22 protein-coding genes are annotated in these 18,317 nt (G+C 68.6%); 16 read left to right on the forward strand and 6 right to left on the reverse strand.

Annotation, left to right across the window (positions count from 1 at the left end):
- The 3 genes from ACE3T5_RS08400 to ACE3T5_RS08410 all read left to right on the forward strand — a co-directional run.
- Positions 1–687: phosphate acyltransferase (locus tag ACE3T5_RS08400; protein ID WP_374666443.1), on the forward strand; the 687-nt coding region annotated here is incomplete at its 5' end.
- A 208-nt stretch (positions 688–895) separates the two neighbouring features.
- Positions 896–1,300 (forward strand): ribonuclease domain-containing protein, encoded by a 405-nt coding sequence (locus ACE3T5_RS08405; RefSeq protein ID WP_374666445.1) that lies wholly within the window; start codon positions 896–898, stop codon positions 1,298–1,300.
- 50 nt (positions 1,301–1,350) lie between these two features.
- Complete coding sequence (locus ACE3T5_RS08410) at positions 1,351–1,785, forward strand: barstar family protein (protein WP_374666447.1); 435 nt, start codon at positions 1,351–1,353, stop codon at positions 1,783–1,785.
- A gap of 160 nt (positions 1,786–1,945) precedes the next feature.
- On the opposite strand, the gene rsmA is transcribed toward ACE3T5_RS08410, so the two are convergent.
- Genes rsmA through ACE3T5_RS08425 form a run of 3 tightly spaced genes read right to left on the reverse strand, consistent with a single transcriptional unit; the run spans position 1,946 to position 6,544 of the window.
- Positions 1,946–2,725: a 16S rRNA (adenine(1518)-N(6)/adenine(1519)-N(6))-dimethyltransferase RsmA gene (gene rsmA, locus ACE3T5_RS08415; RefSeq protein ID WP_374666449.1), complete on the reverse strand. Its 780-nt coding sequence runs from the start codon at positions 2,723–2,725 to the stop codon at positions 1,946–1,948.
- 14 nt (positions 2,726–2,739) lie between these two features.
- Positions 2,740–4,125 (reverse strand): peptidylprolyl isomerase, encoded by a 1,386-nt coding sequence (locus ACE3T5_RS08420; RefSeq protein WP_374666451.1) that lies wholly within the window; start codon positions 4,123–4,125, stop codon positions 2,740–2,742.
- Positions 4,126–4,132: 7 nt separating this feature from the next.
- Positions 4,133–6,544, reverse strand: a complete 2,412-nt coding sequence (locus ACE3T5_RS08425) for an LPS-assembly protein LptD (protein ID WP_374666453.1) — start codon at positions 6,542–6,544, stop codon at positions 4,133–4,135.
- 64 nt (positions 6,545–6,608) lie between these two features.
- Between ACE3T5_RS08425 and ACE3T5_RS08430 the strand changes: the two genes are divergently transcribed.
- The 10 genes from ACE3T5_RS08430 to ACE3T5_RS08475 all read left to right on the forward strand — a co-directional run bounded on the left by ACE3T5_RS08430 (position 6,609) and on the right by ACE3T5_RS08475 (position 13,601).
- The gene (locus tag ACE3T5_RS08430) at positions 6,609–7,667 is read left to right on the forward strand and encodes an aminoglycoside phosphotransferase family protein (RefSeq protein WP_374666455.1); all 1,059 of its coding nucleotides are present in this window, start codon (positions 6,609–6,611) and stop codon (positions 7,665–7,667) included.
- 7 nt (positions 7,668–7,674) lie between these two features.
- Positions 7,675–8,388 carry a 16S rRNA (uracil(1498)-N(3))-methyltransferase gene (locus ACE3T5_RS08435; protein WP_374666457.1) on the forward strand — a complete coding sequence of 238 codons (714 nt, stop codon included), beginning with the start codon at positions 7,675–7,677 and terminating at the stop codon, positions 8,386–8,388.
- On the forward strand, positions 8,385–9,563 hold the full coding sequence (locus tag ACE3T5_RS08440; RefSeq protein ID WP_374666459.1) for an MFS transporter: 1,179 nt from the start codon (positions 8,385–8,387) through the stop codon (positions 9,561–9,563). The genes ACE3T5_RS08435 and ACE3T5_RS08440 overlap by 4 nt, the downstream gene beginning before the upstream one ends.
- A gap of 342 nt (positions 9,564–9,905) precedes the next feature.
- Entirely contained in the window at positions 9,906–10,565 is a 660-nt protein-coding gene (locus ACE3T5_RS08445; RefSeq protein ID WP_374666461.1) for a hypothetical protein, read from the forward strand.
- A 76-nt stretch (positions 10,566–10,641) separates the two neighbouring features.
- Positions 10,642–11,046 carry an NUDIX domain-containing protein gene (locus tag ACE3T5_RS08450; protein WP_374666463.1) on the forward strand — a complete coding sequence of 135 codons (405 nt, stop codon included), beginning with the start codon at positions 10,642–10,644 and terminating at the stop codon, positions 11,044–11,046.
- Between the two features lie 62 nt (positions 11,047–11,108).
- Positions 11,109–11,549: a tetratricopeptide repeat protein gene (locus ACE3T5_RS08455; RefSeq protein WP_374666465.1), complete on the forward strand. Its 441-nt coding sequence runs from the start codon at positions 11,109–11,111 to the stop codon at positions 11,547–11,549.
- Between the two features lie 277 nt (positions 11,550–11,826).
- Complete coding sequence (locus tag ACE3T5_RS08460) at positions 11,827–12,342, forward strand: GFA family protein (RefSeq protein WP_374666467.1); 516 nt, start codon at positions 11,827–11,829, stop codon at positions 12,340–12,342.
- A gap of 20 nt (positions 12,343–12,362) precedes the next feature.
- Complete coding sequence (locus ACE3T5_RS08465) at positions 12,363–12,638, forward strand: DUF2277 domain-containing protein (RefSeq protein WP_374666554.1); 276 nt, start codon at positions 12,363–12,365, stop codon at positions 12,636–12,638.
- Positions 12,635–13,111 (forward strand): hypothetical protein, encoded by a 477-nt coding sequence (locus ACE3T5_RS08470; protein ID WP_374666469.1) that lies wholly within the window; start codon positions 12,635–12,637, stop codon positions 13,109–13,111. The genes ACE3T5_RS08465 and ACE3T5_RS08470 overlap by 4 nt, the downstream gene beginning before the upstream one ends.
- A gap of 115 nt (positions 13,112–13,226) precedes the next feature.
- Entirely contained in the window at positions 13,227–13,601 is a 375-nt protein-coding gene (locus tag ACE3T5_RS08475; protein ID WP_374666471.1) for a hypothetical protein, read from the forward strand.
- Positions 13,602–13,666: 65 nt separating this feature from the next.
- Here the strand turns inward: ACE3T5_RS08475 and ACE3T5_RS08480 are convergent, their stop codons facing one another.
- Positions 13,667–13,840, reverse strand: a complete 174-nt coding sequence (locus tag ACE3T5_RS08480; RefSeq protein ID WP_374666473.1) for a hypothetical protein — start codon at positions 13,838–13,840, stop codon at positions 13,667–13,669.
- Between the two features lie 140 nt (positions 13,841–13,980).
- Here ACE3T5_RS08480 and ACE3T5_RS08485 point away from each other — a divergent pair, with 140 nt between their 5' ends.
- Both ACE3T5_RS08485 and ACE3T5_RS08490 read left to right on the forward strand, forming a co-directional pair.
- Positions 13,981–14,532 (forward strand): DUF998 domain-containing protein, encoded by a 552-nt coding sequence (locus tag ACE3T5_RS08485; protein WP_374666475.1) that lies wholly within the window; start codon positions 13,981–13,983, stop codon positions 14,530–14,532.
- Between the two features lie 25 nt (positions 14,533–14,557).
- Positions 14,558–15,154, forward strand: a complete 597-nt coding sequence (locus ACE3T5_RS08490; RefSeq protein ID WP_374666477.1) for a dihydrofolate reductase family protein — start codon at positions 14,558–14,560, stop codon at positions 15,152–15,154.
- On the opposite strand, the gene ACE3T5_RS08495 is transcribed toward ACE3T5_RS08490, so the two are convergent.
- Positions 15,117–15,968: a lysophospholipase gene (locus ACE3T5_RS08495; protein WP_374666479.1), complete on the reverse strand. Its 852-nt coding sequence runs from the start codon at positions 15,966–15,968 to the stop codon at positions 15,117–15,119. The two genes, ACE3T5_RS08490 and ACE3T5_RS08495, sit on opposite strands and share 38 nt — an antisense overlap.
- Positions 15,969–16,037: 69 nt before the next feature.
- Entirely contained in the window at positions 16,038–17,510 is a 1,473-nt protein-coding gene (locus ACE3T5_RS08500; protein ID WP_374666481.1) for a M20 family metallopeptidase, read from the reverse strand.
- Between the two features lie 113 nt (positions 17,511–17,623).
- Between ACE3T5_RS08500 and ACE3T5_RS08505 the strand changes: the two genes are divergently transcribed.
- Entirely contained in the window at positions 17,624–18,307 is a 684-nt protein-coding gene (locus ACE3T5_RS08505) for a hypothetical protein (RefSeq protein ID WP_374666483.1), read from the forward strand.
- Positions 18,308–18,317 lie beyond the last annotated feature (10 nt).

Below are 18,317 nucleotides of genomic sequence, written 5' to 3' on the forward strand. Positions count from 1 at the left end.
GAGATGCGCCGCCGCCTCACGCTGATCGGCGCCATGCTGCTGCACAAGGGCGACGTGGACGGCATGATCTGCGGCACCTGGGGCACCACCAACATCCACCTGCACTACATCGACCAGGTGGTGGGCAAGCGCGCCGGCGTGAACACCTACGCCTGCATGAACGGGCTGATGCTGCCCGGCCGCCAGGTCTTCCTGGTGGACACGCACGTCAACTACGACCCCACGGCCGCCCAGCTGGCGGAGATCACCGTGATGGCGGCCGAGGAGATGATGCGCTTCGGCATCAAGCCCAAGGCCGCGCTGCTGTCGCACTCCAACTTCGGCAGCAGCAACCAGCCCAGCGCGATCAAGATGCGCGAGACGCTGGCGCTGCTGCAGGTGCAGGCGCCCTGGCTGGAGGTGGACGGCGAGATGCACGGCGACGTGGCCCTGGACGGCCAGGCCCGCACCGCGCTGATGCCGCACGGCACGCTGGCCGGCGACGCCAACCTGCTGGTGCTGCCCAACATCGACGCAGCCAATATTTCTTACAACCTGCTCAAGACGGCGGCCGGCGGCAACATCGCCATCGGCCCGGTGCTGCTGGGCGCGGCCAAACCCCTGCATATCCTGACGGCCAGCACGACCGTGCGTCGGATCGTCAACATGACGGCCCTCACCGTGGCCGACGCCAACGCGTCGCGATAGGGCCAAGCCGGGCAGCGTGCACTAACTTGCCCGCCGTGGGAAGGGCCTGCGATGGCCCTTCCGGCTGCCCAATTTTTGGGCATTCGCTTGCCTTTTGCAGGCACATGCGTCACACTACCGCCCTTGAATTTCCGGGTTTACCCGGGGTTGTTTGTAATCCGGCGCCCTGACGGCGCACCCCTCGAAGATCTCCCCAGAAGGTCCGTTCATGGCTCCCCTCGCGGCCCTCAAGTTTGCACTTACTAGCTGCTTGCTGGCTGTCGCGGTCGCCGGTGTTTCACCGGTGGCTGCCAAGGGCCCGACGGACCCCGCCCCCGGCTCCACCGCCCAGGTTCGCCTGGCCGATCTGCCGAAGCAGGGCCGGGAGACCTACGAACGCATCCTCCAAGGCGGTCCGTTTCCGTACGAGAAGGATGGCACGGTGTTCGGCAATCGCGAGCGTTTGCTTCCGATCAAGAACCGCGGCTACTACCGCGAGTACACCGTCAGGACGCCGGGATCGCGCACCCGCGGAGCGCGCCGCATCGTCTGCGGCGGGCCACCCAAGGTGCCCGATGCTTGCTATTACACCGCCGACCACTACGCGAGCTTCCGTCGCATCGTCGTGGAGTGACCACCAGCATGGAGCGGGACCAGTTTGTGACTACCGAGAAAGACACGGAGATGGATACGCCACTTCGTACGACCAAGGACCTTTCCGAGACGCCCCTCAAGGGTGTGCGCAGCAACATCGTGCAGTCCATCCGCGCGTTCCGCGTGCAGGACCTGCAGGAGACTGCCACGGCGCTCGGCCATCACTTCCTGTATGCCAACCTGGCCACGGCCCAGAGCAAGCAGGACGTGCTGGACATGATCGCCCAGCAGTTCACGTTCCCGTCGCACTTCGGCAAGAACTTCGACGCGCTGTATGACTGCATGACGGACCCGCTGCACAAGTCGGGGCCGCAGCCGGGCTTCATCGTCGTGCTGGAGCACATCCCGGCCAACGGCAAGTTCGACAAGGAAGCGCGCGAGCAGCTGCTCGACATCTTCCGCGACACGGCGGACTACTGGGCGGACCGCAAGGTGCCGTTCAGGTGCTTCTATTCTTTTCCGTAGCCCGTTCCGCGCAACAAGGCCAAGCGGAACGGGCGAATGAGGCCCAGGGCGAAGCGGCGGCCACGCCACTCGCCAGCACCACGGAAGAGAAGATGCCCACGGACAAGCTGCTCGACGTGTCGCCCCTGGCGCTGCGCATGAGCAGCCCCTTCAACGCCGGCTACTGGCTCGCTGCCGCCTGACCCAGGCTGGCGGCCAGGGCCAGGTATTCGGCCACCGGCACTTCCTCTGCGCGGCGCTGCACGTCGAACGTGCCGCCGCGCCCCCTTGATTCGAGCCAGGCCCCCAGCGTGTGCCGCAGCAGCTTGCGCCGCTGGCTGAAGGCCACCTGCACCAGCTGCGACAGCAGCGCGGCATCCAGCGCCACCGGCTGCGCCAGCGGCACCATGCGCACCACGGCGCTGTCCACCCGCGGCGGCGGATCGAAGGCCGCCGGCGGCACGTGCAGCACGTTCTCCATCGCGTAGCGCCACTGCAGCATCACCGACAGCCGGCCGTAGGCGGCCGTGGCCGGCTCGGCCACCATGCGGTCCACCACCTCCTTCTGCAGCATGAAGTGCTGGTCCTGCACGCTGGCCACGTGCTCGAGCAGGTGAAAGAGGATGGGGCTGGAGATGTTGTAGGGCAGGTTGCCCACCACGCGCAGCTTCGGCGCGCCCAGCGTCGTGGCGAGCGCGGTGAAGTCGACCTTCAGCACGTCGGACTCCACCACGTTCAGCTGCGCATGCGCGCGCAGGCGGGCGGCAAGGTCGCGGTCCAGCTCCACCACCGTGAGGCGGCCCAGGCGCTCCACCAGCGGCTGCGTGAGGGCGGCGAGGCCGGGGCCGATCTCCACCATCGGCTGGCCCGGCCGCGGATCGATCTCGCGCACGATCGCGTCGATGATGGCGACGTCGGCCAGGAAGTGCTGGCCGAAGCGCTTGCGCGCGACGTGCTTCATGGGGACGGGCCGGCTCAGAAGAGCGGCGGCTCGCGCAGCTCCACGAACGCGCGGCCCCGCACCTCCTGGGCCCAGGTGGCGTAGGCCTCGTCGAGCTTGCGCTCGCGCAGCAGGTTGCGCGCCACCTCGCGCTGCTCGCGCTCGCCCAGCGCGGCCTGGCGCCGCTCCACCAGCTGGATCAGGTGTACGCCGAAGCGGCTGACGATCGGGTCCGACAGCTGGCCCGGCGCCAGGGCGTTGATCGCGTCCTCGAACTCCGGCACGAACAGGCCGGGGCCGGCCCAGCCGAGATCACCGCCGGTGCGCGAGCTGCCGTCCTGCGAGTGCTCGCGCGCGAGCGCCGCGAAGTCGGCCTGACCGGCCTGCAGCCGGCGCTTGAAGTCGGCCAGGCGCTGCACGGCCTGGGCCTCGGTGAGCTGCGGGCCGGGCCGCAGCAGGATGTGGCGGGCGCGGTTCTGCGTGACCATCAGGCCCTGCGCGCCGGGCTGGCGGCGCTCGACCAGCTTGACGATGTGCAGGCCGGCGGCCGAGCGCACGATGTCGCTCACGCCACCGGGCTGCAGGTTGCGCACGGCCTCCACGAACAGGCCGGGCAGGCGATCCGCGGTGCGCGCGCCGACCAGGCCGCTGTTGCTGGCGGCGCCCGCGGCGTCGGAGTTCTCGCGGGCGAGCTTGCCGAAATCCTCGCCAGCGCGCGCGCGGGCCAGCAGGCCCTGGGCCTTGGCCTGCGCCTGCGCCAGCTGGATCTGCGTCGCGTTCTCGGGCAGCGCCACCAGGATGTGGGCCAGGTTCAGCTCCACCAGCGCGGGGTCGACCCGGCCGGCCTGCTGCTCGCGCAGGAACTCGTCGATCTCGCGCTCGCTCACGCGGGCACGGGGTTCGAGCTCACGGTCCCGCAGGCGGGTGAGCAGCAGCTGGTTGCGCAGGTCTTCGCGGAACTGCGCCACGTTCAGGCCGTCGGCCACCAGCCGGCGACGCAGCTCCGCCACGTCCACCTGGTTCTGCCGCGCCACCGTCTGCTCGGCCTGGTCCACCGCCAGGTCATCGATGCGCAGGCCGTTCTCGCGCGCCAGGTGCAGCTGCGCGCGCTCGCTGATCAGCCGCTCCACCACCTCGCGCGCGAGCTGCGCGCGCGGCGGCAGCGCCGCGCCCTGCTGGGTGAGCTGCTGCTCGTAGCGCAGCAGGCGCAGCCGCACCTCGTTGTTGGTGATGGGCTCGGAGTTGACCACGGCGACGATGAAGTCGGCCGGGCGCGGGCCGGCGTCGGCCGGCGCCGCGGCGCGCGGCAGGCTGGGCGCGGGCGAGACGCGCAGGCCCTGCGCGTGAACGGCGGGGGCGGTCAGCAGGGCGATCTGCGCGGCGCAAGCCAGCCACAGGGGCAGGGTTCGGAGGGGCTTCATGGGGACGCTAGTCGTATTGGGTGAACCGGCTGGGCGAACGCACCTGCTCGCGCAGGAACTGGTAACGGGGGATGTTGTCCCGCAGGGTCTGCAGGGCGTTGGAGCCCAGGCGGCTCAGGCCCACGAACTCGAGCTGGAACAGCACCCGCTTGTTGGCATTGCTGGTGCCGGCCTGCAGGCGCTCGAACACGATGCGGCCGATCCAGCAGCCGCCATCGTATTCCAGCCCGACCACGGCATCCACCAGCCGGCTGTCGCGCATGCTGAAGTTCAGCCGCCCGACGCTGTACCAGCGGCCGTCGCCCAGGCCCATGCCGCGGCCCAGGTCACGCCCGAAATCACCCCACAGGTCGTTCAGCGGCCATTGCCAGCCCACGTCGATCTGCTCGCTCAGGCCGCGCTGCAGGCGATAGGCGGCGCTGACCACGCGGTAGTTGCCCGGGCTGTAGCGGCCGCCGATGGTGGAGCGGATGGAACGCCGTGTCTTGGGGTTGTACTGCACGGTGGTGTCCACGCTCCACTGCGGCACCAGCCGCACCGAGGCGCCGAACAGCACGTCGGACAGGCGCTCGCTCACCGGCGTGCCGCCGGGCAGGGTGACGAGCTGGTCCTTGAAGCGCAGGCGCTGCGCCACCGAGAAGCGCGCGGCCTCGGCGCCCGACTCCGGGTCGAGCAGGCGCGTGGTGGTGCCCAGCGTCAGCAGGTTGTTGTCCGCGATGCGGTCGTGGCCGCCGAAGGCGTTCTCGGTGTAGATGGTGGCGAAGTTGAAGTCGTTGTAGCCCGAGTCGTAGCTGGGCAGGCCGTTCTGGTCGCGCCAGGGCGTGTAGACGTAGAAGGCGCGCGGCTCCAGCGTCTGGCGGAAGGCGCGGCCGAAGAAGCGGGCGTCGCGCTCGAACACCAGCCCGCCATCCATGCTGAAGGTGGGCACGGTCACGTCGGCGCTGGCGGCGCCGCTGGCCAGGGGCGTGTCGAACTGGTAGCGCCGCGCGTGCAGTTGCAGCCGCGGCGTGAAGAACCAACCCGGCGCCTGCCAGGGCCGCGCGAGCTGGGCATGGATGAAGCTGCGCTTGGCGTCGGGCTGGCCGGTGAGGCGGCGGTCGCCGCGGAAATCGGTGTGGTCGACCTCGATCGAGGTCTCCAGGCCGGCCCACATGTTCTGCTGGCCGAAGCGCGCCAGCAGCTGCGGCATGCGGTCGTAGGGCGGGGTGATGGGCGCCGTCACGTCCTGCAGCACCTGCCACTTGAGCGCGCGTGCCTGGAAGCCGACCTGGCCCACGTTCCAGCTCATCACGCCTTCGCCGGCCAGCAGGCGCTGGGTGAGCGAGGTGGTGTTGCGCGCGAAGTCGCGCCAGTAGTCGTCGTCGCTCACGCGGCTGACGTTCAGGTTCAGGCCCAGGCCGCCGATGCCGGGCAGGCCCTGCACGATGTGGTCGTGCCGCACGCTGTAGCCCCAGCGGTTCGCGTCACGCACCTTGTCGCCGGGCAGCAGGTTGGCGCGCAGCGTGCCGGTGTAGGTGGGCTCCAGGTAGCGGAACTCGCCGGCCAGATCCACGCCGCGCTTCGTCATGAGCGTGGGGGCCAGCGTGGCATCGCGGTTCGGCGCGATGTTCCAGTAGTAGGGCAGGGTCAGCTCCAGCCCGCTGACGTTGTCGATGCCGATGGTGGGCGGCAGCACGCCGGACTTGCGCTGGTCCGACAGCGGGAAGCTCATCTCCGGCACCGGCAGCACCGGCACGCCCATGAAGCTGAGCACGGCGCCGCTGGCGCGGCCGACCTCCTCTTCCTGGTCGAGGCGGATGCTGGACGCGCGCAGGATCCACTCCGGCAGCCAGCCGGGGCCGGGCTTGCGCTGGCAGGTGGTGAAGGTGGCGTTGCGCACCACGGCGCGCTGCTCGTCGACGAAGTCGATGCGCTCGGCCTCGCCATAGGCGTCGTTGCGCAGGAAGCGGTAGCGCGGCTGGTTGAAGAAGCCCTCGAAGGCGTCGACCTTCAGCTCCAGGTAGGGGCCTTCGTAGATGTTGCCTGACTTGACGATGCGCACGTTGCCGCTGGCACGCGCTCGGTCTTCGGGCTGGCTGTACTCCAGCTTGTCGGCGCGGATGGCGGTGTCGCCGCGGCGCAGGCGCGCATCCCCCTCGATCACGGTCTCGAAGTCGGTGCGGCCGCGCACGCGGTCGCCTTCCACGAAGGTGGGGAGCTGGCCGCGCACGGTGGCGGGGATGTCCTCGCGCAGGATCGGGCTGGGCTTGAGGCGGATCACCGAATCCGGCGGGGTGGTGACCGGCGCGGGCGCCGGCGCCGGCGCCGGCACCGGCCCCTGCGCCAGGACGGCGGCGGGCGCGAGCAGCAGGGCCACCACCCGCGCCACGGGGCTGGGGCGCAGGCAGGCAGGCGCGGCCGGGAATCGGGGGTCGGACATCAGGTCGGGCAGGTCCCGGCGGCCAGGGGCGCGCCGCGAAGGCGGTTTGTAGAATCGATTATCCATGAGCGATTCCGTGACCTGGGCCGACCCGGCCCGTGAAGCCGCCTGCCTCGCGTGGCTGCGCCAGCTTGACCCCGCCCTCGGCATCGACCCCGCGAGCCTGCGGCCCGCCTCGGCCGACGCCAGCTTCCGCCGCTATCTGCGCGTGGAGGGGGCGGCCGGCAGCCTGATCGTGATGGACGCGCCCCCTGACAAGGAAGACTGCCGCCCGTTCGTGAAGGTGGCCGGCCTGATGGCCGAGGCCGGCCTGCTGGTGCCGCGCGTGCGCGCCTGGGACGAGCCGCACGGCTTCATGCTGCTGGACGACCTGGGCGAGCGGCTGATGATCGACGCCGTGACCGACGCGCCGGAGCGGGACCGGCAGGCGCTGTACCTGCGCGCGGTGGATGCGCTGGTGACCTGGCAGCTCGCCTCGCGCCCCGGTGTGCTGCCGCCCTATGACCACGCGCTGCTGGCCCGCGAACTGGCGCTGTTCCCCGACTGGTACCTCGCGCGCCACCGGCAGGTGACCCTGAAGGAGGCGGAGCAGCAGACCCTGCAGGCGCAGTTCGACCTCATCCTCCAGCGCAACCTGGCCGCACCCGCCGTGTACGTGCACCGCGACTTCATGCCGCGCAACCTGATGCTGCCGCGCGATGCCGGCGAGCCGCGCCTGGGCGTGCTGGACTTCCAGGACGCCGTGCACGGCCCCATCACCTACGACATCGCCTGCCTCATGCGCGATGCTTTCCTGAGCTGGGATGAGGAGTTCGTGCTGGACATCACCATCCGCTACTGGCAGCGCGCGCAGAAGGCGGGCCTGCCGGTGGACGCCGACTTCGGCGACTTCTACCGCGCGGTGGAGTGGATGGGCCTGCAGCGGCACCTGAAGGTGGCCGGCATCTTCGCGCGGCTCACGCTGCGCGACGGCAAGCCGAAGTACCTGGCCGACGCGCCGCGCTTCATCGGCTACATTCGCGCCACCGCCGCGCGCTACCGCGAGCTGGCGCCCCTGGCCCGCCTGATCGACCAGGTGGAAGGCACCGACGCCGTGTCGGGCTGGGCCTTCGGCCGCGTCTAGGCCGCGCGTGCCCCGCCTGTACTGCGCCGAACCGCTGGCCACCGGTCTCACGCTGGCGCTGCCCGCCGAGGCGGCGCGCCATGTACAGGTGCTGCGCCTGCAGCCCGGCGACGCCTGCACGCTGTTCGATGGCCGCGGCGGCGAGTACGAAGCGACCGTCGCGAAGATGGGCCGCAGCGAGGTGACGGTGACCGTCGGCGCGCACACCCCGCGCGAGGCCGAGGCCGCCGTGGCCGTGACGCTGGCGCTGGGCATGCCGGCCAACGACCGCATGGACTGGCTGGTGGAGAAGGCCACCGAGCTGGGCTGCGCGGGCATCCAGCCGCTGCAGACGCAGCGCAGCGTGCTGCGGCTCGATGGCGAACGCGCGCGGCGCAAGCAGGCGCACTGGCAGGCCATCGCGATTGCTGCATGCGAGCAGTGCGGGCGCAATCGCGTGCCAGCCGTGCAGCCTGTGCTGAACCTCAACGCCTGGCTGCCCACGCAACGCGAACCGGGTTGGGTGCTCTCGCTGCGGGCCGATGCGCAGCCGCTGGCCGCGCTGCGCGGCGCCGGCGCCATCACCTTGCTAAGCGGCCCCGAGGGCGGCCTGGCCCCGGAAGAAGAAGACGCGGCGCGCGCCGCGGGCTGGCGCCCGCTCACGCTCGGCCCGCGCACCCTGCGCGCCGAGACCGCGCCGCTGGCGGCCCTGGCTGCCCTCACCCTGGAAGTACCGTCATGAACCGCAATCTCTGGCTGCTGGTGCTGCTGCAGGGCCTGTTTCTCACCAACAACGTGACCTTCATCGCCATCAACGGGCTGGTAGGCCTCTCGCTCGCGCCCTACGGCTGGATGGCCACGGTGCCGGTGATGGGCTACGTGCTGGGCGGCGCGCTGTTCACCGGGCCGGTGTCGAAGGTGCAGGCGCGGCTGGGTAGGCGCGTGTCATTCCAGCTCGGGCTGGCGGTGGCCATCGCCTCCACCCTGCTATGCGCCTATGCCGCTTCCACGCGCAACTTCTGGCTGATCTGCGCGGGCACCGTGCTGGCGGGCTACTACGCGGCCAACGCGAACCTCTATCGCTTCGCCTCGGCCGAACTCTCCGCGCCGGAAGTGCGCGAGAAGGCGGTCTCGTGGGTGATGGCCGGCGGCCTGCTGGGCGCGGTGGTCGGCCCCAACCTGGCCGCCCGCACGCGCGACCTGGCCGAGGCGCCCTTCGTCGGCGCCTACATCGCGCTGGCCTGCGTGGCCGCCATCGCCCTGGTGGTACTGGCCTTCATGCGCTTTCCGCCCGTGCCGCCGCGCAAGGCGGGTGCCGCCACCGGCCGATCCGTGGGCGAGCTGCTGAGCCAACCCGTGTTCCTGATCGCCGCCGTTTCCGGCGGCCTGGGCTACGGCGTGATGAACCTGCTGATGGCCTCCACACCCCTGGCCATGCAGACCTGCGGCCTGCCCTTCAACGACGTGGCCCTGGTGCTGGAATGGCACGTGATCGGCATGTTCGCACCCGGCTTCTTCACCGGCCACCTGATCAAGCGCTTCGGCACGCTGCCGATCATGGGCGTGGGCATCGTGCTCAATGCCGCCTGCATCGCCGTGGCGCTGAGCGGGGTGGACCTGCACCAGTTCCTGATCGCGCTGTTCCTGCTGGGCGTGGGCTGGAACTTCCTCTTCACCGGCGCGACCACGCTCTCCCTCACCGCCTACGCCCCCGAGGAGCGCGACCGCGCCCAGGCCGTGCTGAACTTCTTCGTCTTCGCCACGCTCGCGATGAGCTCCTTCGCCTCCGGCGTGCTGGTCACGACGCAAGGGTGGACGTGGCTGAACCTGGGGTCGCTGGTGCCGGTGGGCGTGGTGGCGGGTGGGGTGGCGTGGCTGGCGTGGCATCGCAGGGGACAGCGGGTCGTGGCGGGGTGAGTGGGCGCTGGGTCCACTCCATCATTCCCGCGTGACCTTCGTCATCCCTGCGTGACCTCCGTCATCCCCGCGCAGGCGGGGATCCAGAGCGCCTTTCTTTGATGGCCACCCGTCCGCGCGAAACCACGCGGCCTCTGCTTCGTCGGACCACCATCGTCACGGATTTGCGCGGTTATGGATGAGTGCGGAAGGGGCGCGGCAAAAGTGTTGACCGGCCGCCACCTGAAACGTGTCGACCTGTAAACATTCACCGATAGACACCCGTGTCGACCGGTAGACAGTTCTGGCGATCTGTGGATAGGATGGGCGTTGCTTATCACGCGTTAGGCTGCACAATAAAGCATGACACGCTCCGAGGCTCTAGCCGCGAAGGCCCGTGAACTTGCGTCCAAAGCCGTAAGCTTGGAGCGCAGCTGGAAGTACAGCAATTCGATCGGTGGCTGGTTTGACGATCAGAGTGGCGTCGAAGAACTCATGACTCAGGCGCTCTCGTTTGTAGAGCATGTTCATGGAGTGCGACATCCTCACTATCAGCGCACCCTCCACTGGTACAACCAGCAGTCACTCGAAGGCCTTCGCTCTGTCAAGGGCATCCTTGTCGGAATGGCTGACAATATTCAGAGCGGGTTCCTCGGTGATCTTGAAGCGCGGGTGACAATTGAAATCTCTGCTGATTTTCTGGCGACCTCCCAGCAACTGGCAGATGCAGGAGACAAAGACCCGGCCTCAGTGCTTGCGATTTGCGTTCTCGAAGATTCAGTCAAACGGCTAGCAGCAATGCATGGTCTTGAGAGTGCAAAGGACCAGGAATTCTCTGTGGTGATCAACTCTCTCCTGGCGAAGAAGGTGATTGAGAAATCAACACACTCGTCCCTCATGTCCTTCAAGTCGCTTCGTAACTCCGCATTCCATGCTCAATGGCACGAGGTGTCACTAGAAGCCGTCCGAATGCTGCTTATGTTTTTGCCAGTATTTCTCGAGAAGCTCAGGAGCGGAAGGTGAGGCGGTACGCGGTGCAGCGGGTCGGTCGACTCGGACACGTTGCGGCAAGTGGCCGGTCAACTTTGCGTTAGAGCTCATGCCACTCCCGGCCAAGGCATGCCCTGTCGTACTGCGTCTCGCAACTGAGCTTGAGGTCCTCGCCTTCGAGCACCCCCTGGAGGGCTTTCAGTTAGTGAAAGGTACCATTGAGACGAATGAGAGCCCTTCAGAAGCCGCTGTTCGCGAGTTGCACGAGGAAAGTGGGCTTAGGGGTCGCGCCGTTCGTGACATCGGGCTCTGGGACTCGGGATATCGAGGGCAGGTCTGGTCGTTGCATTTGTGCGAAGTGCCCCCTCCACTCCCTGAGACATGGGTACACCGCACCGAAGACGATGGAGGTCACGACTTCCGTTTCTTCTGGCATCCGCTGCGTCAAGAGCCTGGTCCGCGTTGGCACGAGATATTCCGCTCTGCGCTGGAGCACCTGCGGCGTGAGCTCTAACAGGTCGGTCGACTCGGGCACGTTGCGGCAAGGGGCCGGTCACCTTTTGCTTTAGACATCTCGTGGCAGTCGCAGAGGACATCTACCACGAACTCGAACCCGCACAGGCACGGGAGAAGTTGCTTGAGCTTGCGTTGCGGGAAGATCACGAAGCTGAGTTCTACCTTGGGCATTTGGCAGATGAGAGGTCGCCGCGTGACCCGGTAGAGGCCTTGGCTTGGTACAGGAAGTCGGCCGTCGGCGGCCATCTCGAAGCGAAGCATTGGGTTGCGAGCTTCATGTACCACGGCATGGGTACAGTTCAAGACATCGAAGGTGCTATTGCTTTGCTGCGGGAGTGCGCGGACGCGGGATTGGACGCATCACAGTGGAAGCTCGGCCAGCACCTGCTCCAGTTTCCAGCGAACAGGGCGGAGGCTTTGGGCTGGCTTGCGCGCGCGGCAGACCAAGGCCACACTGGAGCCATCGAACTGCTGGCGCAAAGCGAGAGCGGCGATGTCTAGCTTGGCCGTCAACACGGGCGCCTTGCAGCGTCCGCTCTCTTCGCGGGCTCGCCGCGCAAGTCGCCGTTTACGTCTGCGCTGTGCCTCAAGAACGAGGTTGGGCGCGGCGCAGTAAGCTGTGCCCGGCACATCGCGGAGGCCTAAGTGCGCACCCCAGTCGACGAACTGTCAGCCCGAGTCGAGGCGCTGCACGCCCAAGCTCGTCGCATCATTTGTCGGTGAGGCCGGTTCGGTATCACCCACAGCCTCATTAAAGGTCACGAACCCGGAAACCACCATGGCCTCATCCACTTCTTTCCCCACCGAAGGTGGCTGCGACTGTCGCGCCGTTCGCTACCGGGTGGAGAGTTCACCGCTGTTCGTGCATTGCTGCCATTGCCGCTGGTGCCAGCGTGAGTCGGGCGCCTCGTTCGCGCTGAACGCGATGATCGAGTCGGATCGGGTGACCCAACTCGGCATCGAGCCTGAGATCGTGGACACGCCATCGGCCAGCGGCTCGGGCCAGAAGATCGCGCGCTGCCCGAAGTGCCGGGTCGCCGTGTGGAGCCATTACGCAGGCGCAGGGCCCGTGGTCAAGTTCGTCCGGGTCGGCACGCTCGACAACCCGGATCTTCTGCCGCCCGACATCCACATCTTTACCGCGACCAGGCAGCCCTGGGTTCAATTGCCCGCCGGAACGCCGGCCGTGCCCGAGTACTACGAGCGCGAGGACCACTGGCCACGCGAGAGCCTGGCGCGGCGGGAGAAGATCGTTCCCGCCATCGAGGCGTACCATGCCTCGATCCGAGGTTGATGCCGCCTGCCCGAATCATCATGTGCCGCAACATCAAGACCCTGTTCAACTTCCAGCCGCCGGCCACGGAGCTGGAGATCCGCGATGCATCGCTGCAGTTCGTGCGCAAGCTCAGCGGCTTCACGGTGCCGTCCAAGGCCAACGAGGCCGCGTTCGAAAGCGCCGTGGAGGAGGTGGCCGCTACAGCGAGAAGGCTGATCCAGTCGCTGGTGACCACCGCCGAGCCTCGCACCCGTGAGGCCGAGGCCGCGAAGGCGAAGGTACGGTCGGCGCTGCGGTTCGGGGGCCGGCCATGAGTGACAAGCCCACGCCCGAAGAAGTCGCCCTGTGGCAGCGCAGGCTGGCCGGCCAGGCCAACAACCGCGCGTGGCAATTATCGGAGCAGCAGTCACGAACGGCCGAAGAGGACGAGGAGATGCTGCAGGCGGCCCATGCGGCGATGTTCTTCTGGAAGATCGTCGGCAAAGAGAAGAACAAGGCGCATGCCGCGCAGCTGCTCGCCCATGTGTACGCGAGCCTGCGCCTGCCGAATCCGGCGGCGCACTACATGGCGCAGTCGGCGCCGGTCTTGCTGTCGGATGCGGCGGAACCCTGGGAGCGTGCACTTGCCCACGCCGTTGCAGCCAACGTTGCCGCCGCTCAAGGGGACCGGGCGCAGCACGAGGCTCACTTCCAAGAGGCCGTGGCGCAGGTGGCCGCCCTGCCAGACCCGGAGGATCGCGCCATCCTGGAGGCGACGCTTCGGGTGTTGCCGGTACCGCCGGCGTGACCCTGCGGAGCAGCGCGTCAAAGCCACCATCCCTTGCGCCAACGCAATTCGCCAAGCCCGTCGATCGCTAGCATTTTCTCGTGGCCCGCGTGGTCACGCACACTGAGGAAAAGCTATGCACAGATGGACCCCTGTCGCCTTCCTGCTGGCAGCAACTTGCCTGGGCCTGGCCGGTGGCGCGCTGGCGCAGGACCTGCCGCGCTCGTACGTGGCATCGCCCGACATCTACAAGGTGATTGCCCAGGACGCCCAGTTCAAGGTCATCGCCGTGACATGGAAGCCGGGTCAGAAAGACATCGTCCACTCGCACCCGGCGAATGCGGTCTACTATCTGACGGACTGCAGCCTCAGGATCCATGCGCCGGACGGGACGTCCCGCGAAGCGCAGCCGCGCGCCGGCTATGCGGTCGTGCAGCGACCGATCCCCGGCCACGTGCTGGAGAATGTGGGCACCGCCGACTGCCGCCTCATCATGTTCGAGCCGTCCTGATCGAGGCCTTGGGCCCGCACAACGCAGCGGCGGAGGCGTCGCCGAAACGCTGAGGGGCCCATGGCTCACGCTGCCGCGGCGGCGTGCTTGGCCGTGTCGAGGTAGTGACGGAAGCGGACCACCTTGCCCTGCGGGTTGAGGCTCCACAGGTGCACCTCCTCGTCCCTGATGCGCTTGCCGTTGGCCAGTGTGGCGTCGAGGATGACTTCCACCGCAACCTGCGAGTCGCTGGCCATCATCGCCAGGACCTGGCGTTGTCTTCCCAGCTCTCCCACTTCACTTCGTCGTCCGGGCAGCCGAGAATCCGGTTGCCCGATCCGGCGGCGTTCTGCAGTGAGGCGGTGGAGCAGATGGCCGGTGACACTTCACACCCGATGAGATGAACCTGCTCATGGCTCTCGCGCTCGTGTCCGCCGTGCTGCTTGCACTGGGCATCTGGCGCATCGGGCTGAGGCGCCAGGGCTACAGCCACATCGGGCACACCATCAGCGAGCTTGGCGAGGCGGGGGCGCCCTGCGCGAAGCAGGTCGCCTTCGGTGTCTTTCTTCCGTTTGGCCTGTCGATGATGGCGGTCGGCTGGCTGACTCGCGCCAGTCATCCCCCCGCCGCCGCGCTCGCCATCTGCATCGGCGTGGGCTACCTGGGGGCTGCACTGTTTCCGAGCGACCCCGGCTCACCGCTGATCGGCAGCTGGCGCCAGGCGTTGCACAATCTGGCCGGAGCCATCCAGTATGTCGGCGGTGCCGCCGTGATCTGGCGCCTACAGATGGGCCATGCGGCCTACGCGCTGCTCGCCTGGGTGGTGGGCGGGGCGGCGGTCTTGCTGTCCCTGCCGGCGGCAAGGCCATGGCGAGGCGGGGTTCAGCGCGTGGCGGAGCTGGCGCTTCTCGCGTCGCTGGTTCTGGTGCTCCGCATGCCACACGCCGCCTGAGCCGTCCCACGAGCCCCTCCGTACCATGCAATCTGTCTGTCGCGTCTTCATCGCCACCAGCCTGGATGGCTTCATCGCCCGCCCGGATGGCTCGATCGACTGGCTGGAACAGGCCAACCAGCGCGTGCCCGCGGGCGAGGATTGCGGCTATGGCGCTTTCATGGACGCGGTGGATGCCCTGGTCATGGGAAGAGCCACCTTCGACACGGTGCGCCACATGTCACCTTGGCCCTACGGCGACAAGCCGGTCTATGTGCTCAGTCGCACGATGCCTGCACTTCCGGCGGGCACGCCGGCTTCTGTTCGCCTGATCCAGGGCGAACCCGCAACTGTCGTGTCCCAGGTGGCAGCACACGGGCATCGATCGCTCTACGTGGACGGCGGCCTCACGATCCAGGCCTTCCTGGCCGCTGGGGTCATCACCGAGCTGGTCATCACGGTGGTTCCGGTGCTGATCGGCGCGGGTCGCCCGCTTTTCGGGCCGCTTCCGGGCACCATCGAGCTGTCGTTGATGGAATCCCGGGCCTACCCGTTCGGCTTCGTGCAGAGCCGCTATGCCGTGCGGCAGCCGCCGGATGGCGACCTCACCACCGGTCGTCCAGCCACGCCTTCATCCGACTGAACACCGGCTCGGGATCGACCTCATTGAAGATCTCGTGGTACAGGTCGTCGAAGCACTGCGCGGCCACGCGATCACGCGGCGCGGCGGCGGCAAAGGCGCGGCTGCCAGCGGGATCCACCAGACGGTCTGCGCCGGCATACATCAGCAGCGTGGGCACCGTCCACTGGCCGGCACGGCTGATGACCCAGGCGCCTTCGTCGGCGATGAAGCGGCCCAGGCGGCCGGAAATGCGGTCGTGCACCAGCGGATCCGACTGGTAGGCGGCCACCACGGCCGGGTCATGCGAGATGTACTGCGCGTCCAGCCCGTTGCCCACGGTGAAGTTGGGCGCGATGCGCGGCACGATCGCCAGCAGCACCTTCTGCAAGGCCGTGAGCGGGGTGGCCAGCGCGGGCGATGAGAGGATGAGGCCGTCCACCGGCATCATCTCGCGCGCGACGAAGCTCGCGGCCACCAGGCCGCCCATGCTGTGGCCCAGCAGCAGCAGCGGCGTGCCGCGGCGCACGCGGGCACGGCTGGATTCCACCAGGTCCGCCAGGTCATCGAGCAGGCGGGTGCGGGTGGGCAGCGCGCCGCGCACGCCGCCGGATTCACCGTGGCCATACTGGTCGTAGCCGCGCACCGCGAAGCCCCAGTCATTGAGCCGGCGCGCCACGTGGTCGTAGCGGCCCGCGTGCTCCCCCAGGCCGTGCACCAGCAGCACCACGCCGCGCGGCGGCTGGTCGCCGGGCAAGGGCCAGTCCTGCACCGCGAGGTTGTCCCCATCGCTCGCGGTGAAGGTGCTCAGGGTCGAGTCGGAGGGCTCTTGCGGCATCGCAGGCGGGATGTTCGCTGGGCGGCCGGGCCGTCGTCCATCCCCCGGATGAGGGATGCGCGGCGGCGCTCAGGGCAGCCGGGCCATCACCTCCGCCACGGCCGCGGTGAGCCGCTTGGCATAGGGCACATGCAGGAACTCGTTCGGCCCGTGCGCGTTGCTGCGCGGGCCCAGCACGCCGCAGACCATCATCTGCGCCGAGGGGAAGCCGCGGCTCAGCATGTTCATCAGCGGAATGGTGCCGCCCTGGCCGATGTAGCCCACCGGCGCGCCGAAGTGCGCGAGCGAGGCGGCGTTCAGCGCCTGTTCGAACCAGGGCGTGGTGCTGGGCGCGTTCCAGCCGGAGGCGCCGCCGTGCGACTCGAAGGTCACCACCGCCTGGTAGGGCGCGTTGTCTTCCAGCAGCGTCTTCAGTTCCTGCACCGCCTGCGCGGCATCCACCAGGGGCGGCAGGCGCAGCGAGAGCTTGAAGGCGGTGTAAGGCCGCAGCACGTTGCCGGCGTCCTGCAGCGCCGGGAAGCCCTCGGCGCCGGTGACCGAGAGCGTGGGCGTCCAGGTGCGGTTGATGAGCGCCTGCACGGGGTCGGTGGTGGTGGGCAGCGCGGTCTGCACCGAGCCGCCGCAATCGGCATGCGCCCAGGGGAAGCGCTTGTACACCTCGTCGCCCAGGATGGCGGCGGTGGCCTTTGCCTGCGCCAGCCGGTCGGCCGGCACCTCGCAGTGGAAGCTGGCGGGCAGCAGGCGGCCGGTGGCGCTGTCTTCCAGCCGGTCCAGCACCTGCCGCATGATGCGGAAGCTGGAGGGCACGAGGCCCGAGGCGTCGCCCGAGTGGATGCCCTCGGTGAGGATCTGCACCTTCAGCGTGCCGCTGGCCATGCCGCGCAGCGAGGTGGTGAGCCAGAGCTGGTCGTAGTTGCCGGCGCCGGAATCGAGGCAGATCACCAGCGCCACATCCCCAAGGCGCGGCTTCAGCGCGTCAATGTAGGGCAGCAGGTCGTAGGAGCCCGATTCCTCGCAGGTCTCGATCAGGCCCACGATGCGCGCGTGCGGCTTGCCTTGCGCCTTGAGCGCCTGCACGGCGGCGATGCTCGCGTAGACCGCATAGCCGTCATCCGCGCCGCCACGGCCGAAGAGCTTGCCGTCCTCGTACTTGGGCGTCCAGGGGCCGAGGTCGTTGCGCCAGCCGTTGAACTCCGGCTGCTTGTCCATGTGGCCGTACATCAGCACCGTCTGCGTGCTGCCGGCCTTGGTGGCGGGCACCTCGAAGAACAGCACCGGCGTGCGGCCCGGCAGGCGCACGATCTCCAGCTTCAGGCCCTCGACCTTCTGCGCCTCCACCCAGGTGGCGGCGTTGCGCAGCACGGTGTCGATGTAGCCGTGCTGCGCCCAGTCACGGTCGAAGCCGGGGGACTTGGCAGGGATGGCGATGTAGTCGGTGAGCTGGCGCAGGATGTCGTCATCCCATTGGCGGGTGACCTGCGCCAGGGCGGTGGCGCTGTCCAGCACGGTGGGGGGCAGTTCGCGGTGCAGCGGGGCGTTCATGGCCTTCTTGGAAAAAGCGGTGGCGAACGCGCACTTTACGCCGGAGCGCGCCACACCGCTAGGATCCGGGCTTTGGACGCGGCGCGCCGATGGTCAAATTTCTGGTCCTTGCGTTGTTCTACGGAAACCATCCGGATCTGGCCCGGCGTTGCGGGGCCACGTTGCGCGCGCTCTGGAACACCGGCCGGGTGGACGTGCGCATCGGCCTGAACGAGGTGTCACCCGCCACGCGCGCGGTGCTCGACGAGCTGCTGCCCGGCGTGCCGCGCGAGGACGCCGACCCGCAGATCTACAAGTTCCCGATGATGCGACAGCTGCTGGACGGCTACCAGGGCGACGCCACGCACATGATGTGGTTCGACGATGACTCGTGCCTGCTGCCGGGGGTGGACGTGCGCGGCTGGCTGGACGCCGTGTCGCGGCGGGCGGAGACGGCAGCCAGCCTGGGCTCCGTCTACGAGCAGCCGCTGTCACCCGCGCAGCGCGCCTGGATCGCCAGGCAACCCTGGTCCACCGGACGTGACGTCCCCGAGTCGGTGCAGTTCAACACCGGCGGCTGGCTGGTGGTGCGGCTGGACCTGATCCGCCGCTTCGGCTGGCCCGAGCCGGATCTCGCCCACTTCGGCGGCGACTTGACCCTGGGCGCGCTGCTGCACCAGCAGGGGCTGGTGCCGGAGCAGTTCCGCGTGGGGCTGGCGATCAATGCCGATGCGAACCTGCTGGAGTCCCAGGCGGCGCGGCGCGGCTTGCAGCAGCGACACGGCGGCGATGTGTGGGGGCATGCGCCGGGGCGGTGAGCGACGTCCT

Origin of the sequence: Ramlibacter sp., assembly GCF_041916345.1 — a bacterium.
GTDB lineage: Bacteria > Pseudomonadota > Gammaproteobacteria > Burkholderiales > Burkholderiaceae_C > Ramlibacter.